Here is a 12,778-nt window from a genome sequence, read left to right as displayed (position 1 = left end):
TCTTAAGAAAAAACAAAAAAAAGGAATCCTTTCATTTGACATTACACGTAATGCTGACTTTTTAGATGGAGAAGGCTTCGTAATGTCAGAAAACTATCTTAAAAAAACAATTTTTAAGATAATAAAAGAGTTTTGTGCAAAAGAAAAAATAGCGGCATGTTGCTCTTTTATGGCTCATGGATATATTTCTGGAGAGAGTTATTTTGCTGCAATAGGTGCATTTATAACATCAGATAAAATCTCTTGTTCATGGACAACAGAGCCTGAGTTTCCGAGAGAGAAGATTGAAGAAATAATGGATAAAGAAGATTGTGACGAATATGAGGCAAGGGAATTTTTAGATCCTGAAGAGTTTTATTCTGACAGGTGTTATACAATAGCGGATAACATAGGGGACCTGTTTTACGATAATTTCAAGCATTGGAAATTAGAATGTCTTATTGATAACGTAAAAGATTACTTTGACATTGAATATGATGATGCTTTTAACTTCATAAAAGAACGAGGTGACCTGTCTGCTTTCATGAAAGAATATAATAAAATATCAATTGTATTTGATGAATTTCCGTGGGATAACCTTATTTGTCACTGATTCGTATAGGAAAACAGAATCAATTCGTTACCAAAACAGAATCCTGAACAGGATAAAAGATATTTACTGTAAATCACTTTGATTTATCTTTGCCGCCGGAAGCCCCCTTGTTTTAACAATGGGGATGTAAGGCAGCTAAAAAGTATGCTATAATATATATATTGTTTAATAATGTTTAAAAATAATAAATATATATATGACAGATACAAATCTAGCAAAACTTGCTTTTAAATTTAAGCTTGAGCCTAATGGAGAACAGCGTCGTTTTTTCAGCAGGACAGCAGGTTGTACCAGATTTGTATATAACCATTTACTCTTCAAATGCAGGGAAGACTTCAGAGAATATCTTGAAGAAATAGATTCCAGACAGAGTAATGGTGAAGCTTTAAATAGAGATGAAGCCAAGAAGCTTAGTTTCAGACCTTTGTGCTATAAATGTATTACCGGATTAAACTATCTGCTTCCTGATTTAAGGAAAGAATATCCTTTTTTACAGGAATGTCCTGCTCAGACTTTACAGCAGAAAGCTCAGGATTTGATGAGTGCCTATCATAGATTCTTCGAAGGAAAAGGCGGTTTACAAAAATTAAAAAAGAAGGCTCTTCATAACAGTTTCAGATTTCCTCAGGGCTTTGAACTTGATGAAGACAGAAAGAAGATATGGCTACCCAAGCTTGGCTGGGTTAAGTACCGTAAATCCAGAAACATCTTCGGTAAACCAAAGAATGTAACAGTTTCACTGAACCATGGAGACTGGTATATCTCTGTTCAGACAGAGTTTGAATTAAAGCCTCTGATACAGGAGCTTAATTTTAATACAGCTGTAGGTATTGATATGGGAGTGGTCAGATTTGCCACCTTATCAGATGAAAACTACATACCGTCATTAAAAGACAGGCTGAATCCTGTTTATGAAAAGATAGAAAAACTGCAGAGGAGATTAAGCAGAAAGAAAAAAGATTCAAAAAGATACATTAAACTCAGAATAAAACTCTCTAAGCTTCATAAGAAACTTACTGATGTCAGATATGATTATCTTCAGAAAGAATCTACACGTCTAGTCAAAAACCACGACATTATATGTGTAGAAGACCTGAAGGTTAAGAATATGACCAAATCAGCTAAGGGAACTATTGAAGAACCTGGCAGTCAGGCTTAAACAGAGAGATTTTAAAAGAGTCATGGTCTATGTTCTTTAAACAGCTTGAGTACAAACTTAAGCTTAAGGGAGGCATCTTCGTGCAGATTCCTGCTAAGAACACCAGCAGAGCCTGTCATGTATGCGGCTATGTTGATAAGGAGAACCGAAAGACTCAGGCTGAGTTTAAATGTATCCACTGTGGACACACAGAAAACGCAGATGTGAACGCAGCTAAAAATATAAGAAGGGCTGGACTTGCCCAGATCGCTCGCCAAGTGAACTGTAATAGCAGTCAGCAACGAGAAGCCATAGAGGCCTAGTTAACATTAGCAAAAAATAGTTAACGGGCGGTATTGAATCTCCTGGCTATTCAGCATGGGGAGTAGGTCAAAAATCAGATACCGAAGGATATTACAGAGATGGAATTGCTAAGGGAGAAAGCAATATTATCCTAAATATGATAAATAAAGGATTTGATGACGAAGCCATTAGCAACATTACAGATAAATCTATAGAAGAAATTAAAGAAATTCGCAAAATTAACAATTAAGCAAAAGTTGACTTATCCACATGTAAATTAGATATATTTTTTTATACAGGAAGAATGGTATGCAGGAATCATTAATAAAAGCAAATTTAGCTCCGTCCAACAGAATTAATAATGAGACAACTTATACCGATTTTTACACAGAGGGATTAGAAGTCGGAAAAGACAAAGAATGGATAAGAAGTTGGGCGAAAAGTTGGGCTGAATGTTGGACAAAAAGATGGGCCGAAAGTTGGGCAGAAGACAAGTCTGAAGATTGGATTAAAGCTTTTGCTGAAGGTTATGCAGAAGGTTATGCAGAAGGCTATGTTAAAGGAAGAGCTGAGGAGCGTTACAATATCATCATGAATATGATAGAAAATGGTATAGATGACGAAACCATCAACAAACTAACAAAAATATCTGTAGAAGAAATTAGAGAAATTCGCAAAAACAACAAATAAGTAAAAGTTGAATAATTGGCCGAGATTTAAAATAGCTATTCCCTGCCAATATTTTGAATATCCCGACATTGGGAATACAGGCGAAACTTAATAGAAGACCTCCAGAAGGAGGTCTTAAATATTAAGAATTAGAGGCGATTTCAAAATCGTCCTTTTTGATTACGATAGGTTCTTCCTGTTTTTCAACAGTATTCTTGTCTACAACAACTCTTTCAACATCCTTAACTGAAGGAATATCGAACATTGTATTCAACAGAAGGCCTTCAACAACAGAACGCAGTCCACGTGCACCGGTATGACGTTTAATTGCAGTATCTGCAATTGCATTTAAAGCCTCTTCGGTAAACTCAAGCTTAACATTCTCAAACTTGAACATTTCCTCGAACTGTCTGATGATGGCATTCTTTGGTTCTCTTAAAACGCGAATCAGTTCATCACGGCTTAATTCAGATAAAGCGGTGATAACCGGCATTCTTCCGACGAACTCTGGAATAATACCGAATTTAACCAGATCATCAGGCTCAACATTCTTGTACTTGTCGGAAAGAGACATCTTCTCATTCTCACCAAGAACCTCGGCACCAAAACCAATGCCAGATTTCTTAGATACTCTCTTTTCAACAACCTTCTCAAGACCATCAAAAGCACCGCCACAGATAAACAGAATCTGAGAGGTATCTACTTCGATGTTCTTTTCCTGAGGATGCTTTCTGCCACCGTTAGGTGGAACAGATGCAACAGTACCTTCAACAAGCTTTAACAGAGCCTGCTGAACACCTTCACCGGAAACATCACGGGTAATTGAAGGATTTTCACTCTTGCGGGCAATCTTATCGATCTCGTCGATATAGATAATACCCTTCTGAGCCTTTTCAACGTCAAAATCGCAATTCTGAAGCAGACGTACAATCACGTTCTCTACGTCTTCGCCAACATAACCGGCCTCAGTTAAGGTGGTAGCATCAGAAATAGCAAAAGGAACATTAAGGAATTTGGCTAGGGTCTGAACAAGTAAAGTCTTACCCGAACCGGTAGGTCCAACCAAAAGAATGTTTGACTTGCCAAGTTCTACACCAGAGTCATTGTTTGCATGACGCAGTCTCTGGTAATGATTATAAACAGCTACAGATAAAACCTTCTTGGCATCATCCTGACCAATTACGTACTCATCAAGATGTTTAGCAATATCACGTGGAGTAGGAATGTTATCAAGATCAATTCCAGAACTCCCCTTAGAACCTTTTGACATGCCACGCTGCTCAAGCATCTTGTAGCATTTGGTAATACAGTCTGAACAGATGCAGGTTCCGTGAGCCTTAATCAGAGTTCTGGTTTCAGATGAGCCCTGTCCACAGAATAAACAAGTACTTTTTGGGGTATCAGACATGATTAATCTTCCTTATCTGAAGCAGTAATTTCAGAACGGTTTGTAATTACTCTATCAATCAAACCAAAATCCAAAGCTTCCTGAGAAGTCATGAAGTTGTCTCTTTCAGTGTTCTGAACAACTTCCTCTAAACTCTTGCCTGTATGCTTTGAAAGAATACCGTTTAAGGTATCCTTGATACGCTGGGTCTCCTGGGCATGAATCATAATGTCGGTTGCCTGACCCTTGAATCCACCTAAAGGCTGGTGAATCATAATTCTAGAATTTGGCAGAGCAAATCTTTTACCTGCAGCTCCGCCGGCCAATAAGAATGATCCCATGGAACAGGCCTGTCCCATGCATAAAGTGCAGACATCTGGCTTGATGTACTGCATGGTGTCGTATATAGCTAAGCCTGCTGTAACTACGCCACCAGGAGAATTGATGTACAGATAGATATCCTTGTCAGGATCTTCTGATTCTAAAAACAGGAGCTGTGCCACAATCAGATCAGCCATGTGATCTTCAACTTCACCAGTCAAAAATATCACTCGGTCTTTTAACAGACGTGAATATATATCAAAGGATCTTTCTCCCCTTGCAGTCTGTTCAATAACCATTGGCACCAGAGATGATGCCAGTCTTGTCTGATCTTCAAAGTTAAACATTAGCAGCAAAGCTCCTTATAGTTATTGTTGTAAATTAACGAGCACGAACTAGTTCGTCAAATGACATAGTCTCGTCGCCGTCAGCAGCTTTTTCCATTACCTTAGCTACAACTTCTGCCTCAATAGCAGCATTCTGGATGTTCTCAAACTGAGTCTTATCCTTACGTAGCTGAGCGATTACCTCTGCAGGATCCTCGTAAGCACCTGCAATCTGGTTCAGCTGAGCATCAACATAAGAGTCTGATGGCTTGGTGCAGCCTAAGTCTAGAATGATCTTACGAACGATAATGCCAAGACGTGCAGCCTTAACAGACTCATCCTTGAACATCTCTTCCTTCTTGAAGCTTGCAGGAAGCTTGGTCATACCATAAGCCTTCATCTGCATCTCAAAGTTCTTTGCTAAACGCTCAACCTCTGCATCGATGTATGCCTGAGGAACAGCGAACTCGCCATACTGAGCAATCAGAGCATCAAACAGGTTCTGACGGGTCTTTACATAAACAGAACGTGATAATTCACGATCCATATTCTTACGCAGGTCAGCCTTGAAGGTATCGATTGAACCATCCTTAACACCGAAGATCTTTACGAAATCCTCGTTAACCTCTGGAAGAACAAGCTCTGAAACTGAATTTACAGTAATATCGAACTCAGCGTCCTTACCCTTTAGGTTCTCAGCATGGTATTCCTCTGGGAACTTAACCTGGATGGTGAACTTGTCACCAGCCTTGTGGCCTTCGATCTGCTCGGTAAAACCAGGAATCATCTGAGTCTCACCAACGGTCAGAGTGAAGTTCTCAGCCTTACCGCCTTCAAACTCAACACCCTCTGAACGGCCTAGGAAGTCGATTGATGCACGGGTACCCTGACCAACTACAGCATCATCCTTTACCTGCCATTTACCCTGCTGCTTACGTAGGTTCTCGATCATCTTCTCTACGTCTGCATCGGTAACTTCAGCCTTGATGTTCTTTAACTTTAACTCTTCAAAAGGCTTTAATTCTAGCTCTGGGTTAACTTCAACAGTTGCCTCGTAAACGAACTCCTCATCATTCTTGAATGAAGCTTTCTTTACTTCAACACGTGGATAGCCAACTACCTCTAGCTTTGACTCTTCAATAGCCTTACCAATGGTCTTATTGATTAGTGAATCATAAGCGTCTGAATAAATCTGTCCGCCGAACTGGCTCTCTAGAACTTTAGTTGGAATGTGGCCCTTACGGAAACCATCTACCTTTGCGTTCTTAGCGTATTTGCGGAAACTTGCGTCATATGCCTTTTTTACGTCTTCTGCTGGCACAGTAACAGTTAGAAGATGCTGTACACCTTCTTTTTTCTCGGTTGAAACCTGCATTTTTTTCCTCTATTTAGGTTGCAGTAATTAACATACAAAATTGACGCATCGGAGTATATAACTGTGCCGTGCGTCTACATAAACCACGATATTATACTAGCGAAAAGCCATCTAATCAATGTGCAAATGTGGCAACGGTCAAAAGGTTATACACAAATATGCCGGACTCTGTATTTTTCTTAGAAAAAACGTGTAAGATCAAATAGTACACATTTAAGGAGTCATTATGGAAACCACATTGGGAATAATTGAAGGTTTTTACGGAAAACTGTATACAAAAAGACAGCGTGAATCCCTATGTTCATTTGCCTCAAGAAACGGTTATTCCTACTATATCTATGCTCCAAAAAATGACCGTTCATTAAGACGTGCATGGAAAGATGAATTCTCAGATACGCAAATAGCGAAGCTTAAGAATTTCGCTTTATTCTGTCATGCTCATAGTATGCAGTTCGGTATTGGTATTTCTCCATTAGGAATAACAGAAGAGCCTAAAAGAGAGATTCCCTTTTTATATAAGAAAATTGATACAGCAATAAACGAATTTAATGCCGATATCATTGCAATTCTATTTGATGACATAAAACTTTATACAAAAGATGAGGGAATAAAACAAAAGCAGATTGTAAAGGATATTTTCAATCGCCTAAAAGGAACGGGAAAAAGACTTATTTTCTGTCCTACCTACTACAGTTTTGATCCGATTCTAGACAAGGTATTCGGAGAAAGACCTTCAGATTATTTTGAACAGATAACAGATAATCTGCCTCATGACATTGAAATATTCTGGACAGGAAACAAGGTCCTGTCAAAATCAATTACCAGAGAAGACATAGAAAATATCAATAAAAGATTCAAAAGAAAAGTTACCATTTGGGACAACTATCCTGTAAATGATGGCAAATTTATCAGCAAAAAAATCTACACCCGAGAATTTTGCTCCAGAGAAAAACTTGACGGTGTAGTTCTATCCCACGCAGTAAATCCAATGCTGGAGGCAAATCTTACCAAAATCTCTCTTTCCACTCTGCCATTATGCTATCAGGAGAAATCTGAAACAGAAATCAGGGAACATAGACTTAAAGAGATAAAAAATCTTTTTAAATCTGATAGTTCAAAGCTGATAGATTATCTCGATAAATTAAATGACGAGGGCATAGACTGTCTTAATGACCCTCAAAAAAAAGAGCTTTTGAACATCTGTAAAAAGCAGAAAAACGCAGCATCCAGGGAACTCATTGATTTTATCAATGGAGTATATAAATTTGACCCGGCCTGCCTCACTTCCTAAATTAAGTGGTAAACTTATGAAGCTGACCTCTTTGTGCAAATAATAAAGGATAGATTTCGTTCGTAATGAAAAAAGATGCTGCATACTATAAACAGAGAATCGGAGATCTGCCTTCAGATCTCTTAGAGACAATAAGAGACTTGTATACAGAGGCATCATCCCACCGTTTTATCTGCATGTCGCTATCAGAGCTTTGCAGCACTCTGAAACTCGAATATAACCATACTGAATTCGATAAATCGGCTCAACAGATATATATAGATATCAACTCATATCTTGAAAGAATTAATCTAAAACTGGTTCCTTGTTCCGTTCCGGTTGATCTGTCATTCTATGACAAGATTTTCATAACAACAAAGCCGGATCTTAACAACGATGAAGACTGTGCGGCAGTTAAAGCGCTGGTGGCAGCAAAAAAAACACCAACAGTCAAAGACCTGAAACATATCAACATGATGAATGTTAAGCTTTCAAACTACAACATCATGCTGAGAGTTTTTGAAGGTCTTTTTGTGGTCAGTTCAGCCAAGCTTGATCCTCATCAGAGAGTAGCCCTTAACAACATTATAAGCAAGATGGAACTTCCTAAAGAAGGACTTGCCTATATCAGAACCTGTTATACCTATTCAAGCGAATACCGAAACCGCCACTGTGATTACAAGAATGCCGCTTTCTGTTTTAAACCTCTTGATAAGGACAACCAACTCAAGGTAAGTCAGTATCTGGCAGCAATTTCTGCAGCATCAACATACAAAGAACCATTTAATCTTGATTATCCTTATATAAATGATCTTGAAAATGCGTACCGGCAGCTTGTTGCTAACAGACCAGATAAAAATGATCTGCAGATAAAACAATTAAAGAGGATAAACTCTGAATTTGTAAGAGAGGAAATTACTGCCGGCTTTGTCGAAAGAATGTTTCTTGATCTGAAGAACAACTGCTACAACTATATTAATTCCTTTGTTGCTCATGACAGTGAAAAAGTTTCTCTGTGCAGTTTAATTACAGAAGGCTCCCCTGTTTTAAAAAATGAGCTGGTCAAGAATCTTTATAACTATATAAGTTCACATGTAACCCCTCATATTGAAAAGCTTATTCCTCAAAAGGAATTTCTATGTCTTCAGGAAATCAGCCTTTCTGAACATAGGGCAGCCAATTTCATCTATACTACAGCAGACAAACAGACCTCTATAGTCTTTCCAAACATTTACTACACTCAGGATAAAATACTTGAGCCATACAAATGTGAAAATTTTGGGGAGTTCTTATCCTTTATAACAAACAGTAGTGGAAGCTCTCAGAAGAACAGCAGAATAAATTCAGAAGAGAAAACCGTTATTCAGATTCTTCTATTCAATTTCTACATAAGGCTTATCCTAAAACCACTGTTTATTTCGTACGACAGTAAGGATCTGGAAGATGCGATTGATAAGCTTAATGAAGAATATCAGAGTACACAGATAATAGAGCTGCTGTTTTTAAGGGGACTTTACTTCGCACTATTTGAAGCAACAGATAGAGCTGTCGATAAAATCAGAGATAAAAGCTCTATTCTTATTGCTCTGTTTTATTACCCTGAGCTTGCTAAACTGTCTCTATTCTCTCTTTTATGTTCAAAAGGAAAAGACAGTATTGCTGATTTATATTCGGAAAACCGGGAGCTTTTCGAGCTTTACGTATATCATCTTGCAACCGGCAGTACCAATGATAATAAATACAAATGGCTACATGATCTCAAGGGTACAACAGATTATTTTATAAAAGTAATAATCGGAAAAATCAGACCATTCATCAGTGAAGATTTTTTAAATAGAATTTTTAATGGCCTAAATCTTGATGAGATTAGAGCCTCCGTCGCCAGGTACAGTGAGCAGGAAAAAGACTTCAACAATTATCTGATATTTGATGAATCATTAAGACAGATGAACACTCACGCTCACAAGAATCTACAGACTCTGATTCATCACCCTGTATTTGCAAATTTGATGGCACCAATCTGTGGAGATAACTCTATAAATATTATTACAGGCTTTGAAAAACAGCCAGATGATTCAATTCTCGATGAAATCAGACAGGAATTTTCTGTTGCAGACAATATCATCCGATATCTCTCAACTGTAAAGACACAATCAGATCATACTCTGGCAAGACTAATCACAGGGGAACTCGGAAGACTTGAAGCACAGAGTATCAAGAGAAATCTTAACGAGGTTATCTTCAATAAATATTCTCAGCTTTGCGATATATTTAAAATTGAGTACTCTTTCCTAGCTACAGAATGTATTGAAGATCATCTGCCAAAGCTTGGTCTTATGGTTGTGCCTATTGATATGTCTCTGCCAAAGGAAGCCAGAGCAAAACTAAAGCAGCACAAGATTATTACAACATCACTGCCTGCAGATGAGATGACAGAGGACTTTATGGATAAACTCTGTGCAGCTCAGATGGCATTTATCATATTCAATTACGTGGTACCGGTTAATACAGTTGAAATCAGACTGTCCAGATATATGGAACTGACTCCGAAGCAGAATGTTTTTGCCATCAAATTCTTCAATAATCTAAGACTTCTGATGCACGGAACAAAACCTTTTGAAAAGAATTACTACAGTAATCTTTATGCAGAGCAGAAAAACAATCCTAATTTTAAACTCTGCATTAACTATCTGAAAAAGATTGTTATGGACGAGATCAGAACATCTCCTCTAAAGAATTATCTGTCCGAGAAATTCAGCCTGATTTTTGCTCTGATGAATGTAAAGTCATCTGTAAAGGAGATCAAATCTGATAATGAGGAAAATACAGATAAGAAGCATACAGTTCACAAGGAAATGCAATCCTCTCTTTATAGAAGTTCAGAACACAGTTTCTTTAAGGCCAATACATTTGATACAAAGAATCTTGATTCATCTCTGATCGATTCTAAACTCAGGGAAAGTGCCCAGATTCAGGATGTAATAAATCAGATCCGTATTGATGAAGGAACACTTGAAGCTGAAGTTCAACCAATTACAGAAGACCCCAAAACTGAAATTTCTGATGAAACAAACAATGAGAGAAATTATTCTTCAGAGAATGCAAGAAAACTTATTGAAGCAATCAAGAGTCTTGAAACAGATGTTATTGATATCAATGAATTCAAAGGTCTCTGCATGAGTCTTAAATTCATGTCATCTGATGCGGCTATTGAAGAAATCAATGACTGGAGCTATGAAGTTTTTGACGAGCCTCTATTGGACTATGCTCCAGAGGAAAACTGCATTTACATATCAATAGATCTGCTCTAGAAATTCCTACCAAAGTAACCAAAAAAATACATTTCAGAAAAAATGTGAAATGGTTAAAAATTCTCAAATCTACTGTGATACAATACACGCGGAATAAAATTGGCTAATATAATTGTCAATTTTATTTTACCTCTCATAATTACAATGTTTTTCTTGTTTTTTTTTGAAGATTAAAGAAAAACATTGAGATTACGAAAGGTATCTTTGTTGTTTTGTGCCAACTAATCCGTTAGATATACGATAGTTAGTCCGCATGAAACAGGATCGAAAGATCCGTTAAACAAGAAGCTTCACTTTAAAGCAAAGTGATAATATGTCAGTTTATCCAATTAGGATTTATAAATGTCATCTCTTGCCCTGTTAATTATTTACGTTTCAGTCGGCGCTGTTTTAGGTATAGCCCTTGGCCAGCTTAAATATAAAGGTGTCGGTGTCGGAATTGGTGGCGTGCTGTTCTCTGGTATTTTTGTCGGTCATATGGCACACGCTTATTTCGGATTTGATTTAATTTCAGCAACCGGAGCTGCAACTTCTGAAGAAACCATTCTTCACTTCCTTCAGGAATTCGGATTGATGCTGTTCGTATATGCAATCGGTATTCAGGTTGGTCCTAGCTTCTTTGCAGCCCTAAGAGGCAGTGGTCTGAAGTTAATCACCCTTGCAGTTTCAATTATTGTTCTTGGTTGCGCAATTTCATTAACATTATTCTACTGCGGTATCGTAACTCCAGATGCTATGGTTGGTATGTATTCAGGTGGTATCACTAATACACCAGCTCTATCAGCTGCAATTGCCATGGTTAATGATCTGTCCGCCCAGATTCAGGCTTCAGGAAGAGATGCACTTGCTTTAGGTTTTGACACCAAGACTGTTCCTCAGGCTTACGCAGTAGCATATCCATTCGGTGTTAGCTCCATTCTGATCACCATGATCCTTATTAGAGCAATTTTCCACATCAGCATCGAAGGTGAAGGAAGCGCTTACGCTGAAAGCAAAGGTCGTGGAGTTGACACTCCAATCGTTTCAAACGTTGAAATTGAAAACTCAGATTACTTTGGAAAAACCATTAGCGATATTCCATGTGTTTCAGACGGTACTGTAATCTGCTCACGTATCAAGAGAGATGGAGAGCTGTCAGTTCCAACAAAAGATCTGATTTTAAAGAAGGGTGACATTGTTCATCTGGTCGGCGGTGCCAAGTATGTTCAAAAGGCTTCACAGGCAATCGGAACTGAGACAAAGGATGTTTTAACCACTCACGGTTCAACAATATCAGTTCGTCATCTGATTATTACCAACAACCATGTAATGGGTAGAACACTTGCAGAACTTGATCTTGAAAATCAGTTCGGCTTAGTAATTTCACGTGTATTCAGATCTGGTATTCAGTTCATGCCAACTCCTGATTTACGTCTGGCTTTAGGTGACGAAATCAATGTTGTTGGTACCATGGAGAACATCCGTAAGGCTGGTAAAGTTGTAGGTAACTCATCAACCACCATGAACCACGTACCAATGATGCCTATTTTCATCGGTCTGTTCCTGGGTATGCTTCTAGGTTCTGTGCCAATTCCTATTCCAGGTGTCCCTGCTCCTATGAAGCTAGGTGTAATCGGTGGAACTCTGGTTTGTGCAATTATGCTTGCAAGATTTGGTGATTTCTGGACCAAAAACGTAATGCACTGGAGACTTCCTATTTCAGCTCTATCTGCATTCAAGGAAATCGGTATTACCCTATTCCTGACAATTGTTGGTATAAGAGCCGGTGCAAATGGATTCTGGGAGACTTTAACCAATGGTCTAGGTCTTCACTGGATGGCCTGGGCTACTCTGATTTCCATCATTCCTCTGCTGATTGTCGGATTCGTTGGAGCAAAAGTATTCAAAGTTAATTATCTGGTTCTATGCGGTGTATTAGCAGGTTCATATACAGATCCTCCAGCACTTGCTTACGCAAATGGTATGTACAAGGATGCCGAAGCTTCATCAATAGGTTACGCTACTGTATATCCATTTGTTATGTTCCTGAGAATTCTATCTCCTCAGGTAATGCTGATTATTGTATCTTCTGCCTTCATCTAAAAAA

The 12,778-nt window shown here is 38.2% G+C and carries 10 protein-coding genes; 7 read left to right on the top strand and 3 right to left on the bottom strand.

Annotated elements, in window-relative coordinates; translation table 11 throughout:
- The 4 genes from QZU45_RS01590 to QZU45_RS01575 all read left to right on the top strand — a co-directional run.
- A partial coding sequence (locus QZU45_RS01590) for a hypothetical protein (RefSeq protein ID WP_295350788.1) occupies nt 1-592 on the top strand: 592 nt, incomplete at its 5' end.
- 196 nt (nt 593-788) lie between these two features.
- On the top strand, nt 789-1,751 hold the full coding sequence (locus QZU45_RS01585) for a transposase (RefSeq protein ID WP_295350785.1): 963 nt from the start codon (nt 789-791) through the stop codon (nt 1,749-1,751).
- Nucleotides 1,752-1,780: 29 nt separating this feature from the next.
- Nucleotides 1,781-2,053, top strand: coding sequence for a zinc ribbon domain-containing protein (locus tag QZU45_RS01580; RefSeq protein ID WP_295350783.1), 273 nt, complete (start codon nt 1,781-1,783; stop codon nt 2,051-2,053).
- Nucleotides 2,054-2,342: 289 nt separating this feature from the next.
- Nucleotides 2,343-2,723: a hypothetical protein gene (locus QZU45_RS01575; RefSeq protein ID WP_295350780.1), complete on the top strand. Its 381-nt coding sequence runs from the start codon at nt 2,343-2,345 to the stop codon at nt 2,721-2,723.
- A gap of 121 nt (nt 2,724-2,844) precedes the next feature.
- On the opposite strand, the gene clpX is transcribed toward QZU45_RS01575, so the two are convergent.
- Genes clpX through tig form a run of 3 tightly spaced genes read right to left on the bottom strand, consistent with a single transcriptional unit; the run spans nt 2,845 to nt 6,111 of the window.
- Complete coding sequence (gene clpX, locus QZU45_RS01570; RefSeq protein WP_074840213.1) at nt 2,845-4,110, bottom strand: ATP-dependent Clp protease ATP-binding subunit ClpX; 1,266 nt, start codon at nt 4,108-4,110, stop codon at nt 2,845-2,847.
- 2 nt (nt 4,111-4,112) lie between these two features.
- Nucleotides 4,113-4,757 (bottom strand): ATP-dependent Clp endopeptidase proteolytic subunit ClpP, encoded by a 645-nt coding sequence (gene clpP, locus QZU45_RS01565; protein WP_074840215.1) that lies wholly within the window; start codon nt 4,755-4,757, stop codon nt 4,113-4,115.
- 34 nt (nt 4,758-4,791) lie between these two features.
- Entirely contained in the window at nt 4,792-6,111 is a 1,320-nt protein-coding gene (gene tig, locus QZU45_RS01560; RefSeq protein ID WP_074840217.1) for a trigger factor, read from the bottom strand.
- Nucleotides 6,112-6,337: 226 nt separating this feature from the next.
- Here tig and QZU45_RS01555 point away from each other — a divergent pair, with 226 nt between their 5' ends.
- The 3 genes from QZU45_RS01555 (at nt 6,338) to QZU45_RS01545 (ending at nt 12,774) form a co-directional block, all read left to right on the top strand.
- On the top strand, nt 6,338-7,402 hold the full coding sequence (locus QZU45_RS01555; RefSeq protein WP_295350775.1) for a beta-N-acetylglucosaminidase domain-containing protein: 1,065 nt from the start codon (nt 6,338-6,340) through the stop codon (nt 7,400-7,402).
- A gap of 65 nt (nt 7,403-7,467) precedes the next feature.
- Nucleotides 7,468-10,692, top strand: coding sequence for a tellurite resistance TerB C-terminal domain-containing protein (locus tag QZU45_RS01550; protein ID WP_295350773.1), 3,225 nt, complete (start codon nt 7,468-7,470; stop codon nt 10,690-10,692).
- 342 nt (nt 10,693-11,034) lie between these two features.
- Nucleotides 11,035-12,774, top strand: coding sequence for a putative transporter (locus QZU45_RS01545; RefSeq protein WP_295350771.1), 1,740 nt, complete (start codon nt 11,035-11,037; stop codon nt 12,772-12,774).
- The last annotated feature ends 4 nt before the right edge of the window (nt 12,775-12,778 follow it).

It is taken from the genome of uncultured Succinivibrio sp. (genome assembly GCF_902756765.1).
Taxonomy (GTDB): Bacteria; Pseudomonadota; Gammaproteobacteria; order Enterobacterales; family Succinivibrionaceae; genus Succinivibrio.
The sequence above is the reverse complement of the archived record's forward strand: the minus strand, read 5'-3'. Positions and strand labels throughout refer to the sequence as shown.

Coding starts and splice junctions, on each gene's coding strand:
- QZU45_RS01585 (WP_295350785.1), top strand. CDS start 789: ATGACAGATACAAATCTAGCAAAACTTGCTTTTAAATTTAAGCTTGAG.
- QZU45_RS01580 (WP_295350783.1), top strand. CDS start 1,781: ATGTTCTTTAAACAGCTTGAGTACAAACTTAAGCTTAAGGGAGGCATC.
- QZU45_RS01575 (WP_295350780.1), top strand. CDS start 2,343: ATGCAGGAATCATTAATAAAAGCAAATTTAGCTCCGTCCAACAGAATT.
- clpX (WP_074840213.1), bottom strand. CDS start 4,110: ATGTCTGATACCCCAAAAAGTACTTGTTTATTCTGTGGACAGGGCTCA.
- clpP (WP_074840215.1), bottom strand. CDS start 4,757: ATGTTTAACTTTGAAGATCAGACAAGACTGGCATCATCTCTGGTGCCA.
- tig (WP_074840217.1), bottom strand. CDS start 6,111: ATGCAGGTTTCAACCGAGAAAAAAGAAGGTGTACAGCATCTTCTAACT.
- QZU45_RS01555 (WP_295350775.1), top strand. CDS start 6,338: ATGGAAACCACATTGGGAATAATTGAAGGTTTTTACGGAAAACTGTAT.
- QZU45_RS01550 (WP_295350773.1), top strand. CDS start 7,468: ATGAAAAAAGATGCTGCATACTATAAACAGAGAATCGGAGATCTGCCT.
- QZU45_RS01545 (WP_295350771.1), top strand. CDS start 11,035: ATGTCATCTCTTGCCCTGTTAATTATTTACGTTTCAGTCGGCGCTGTT.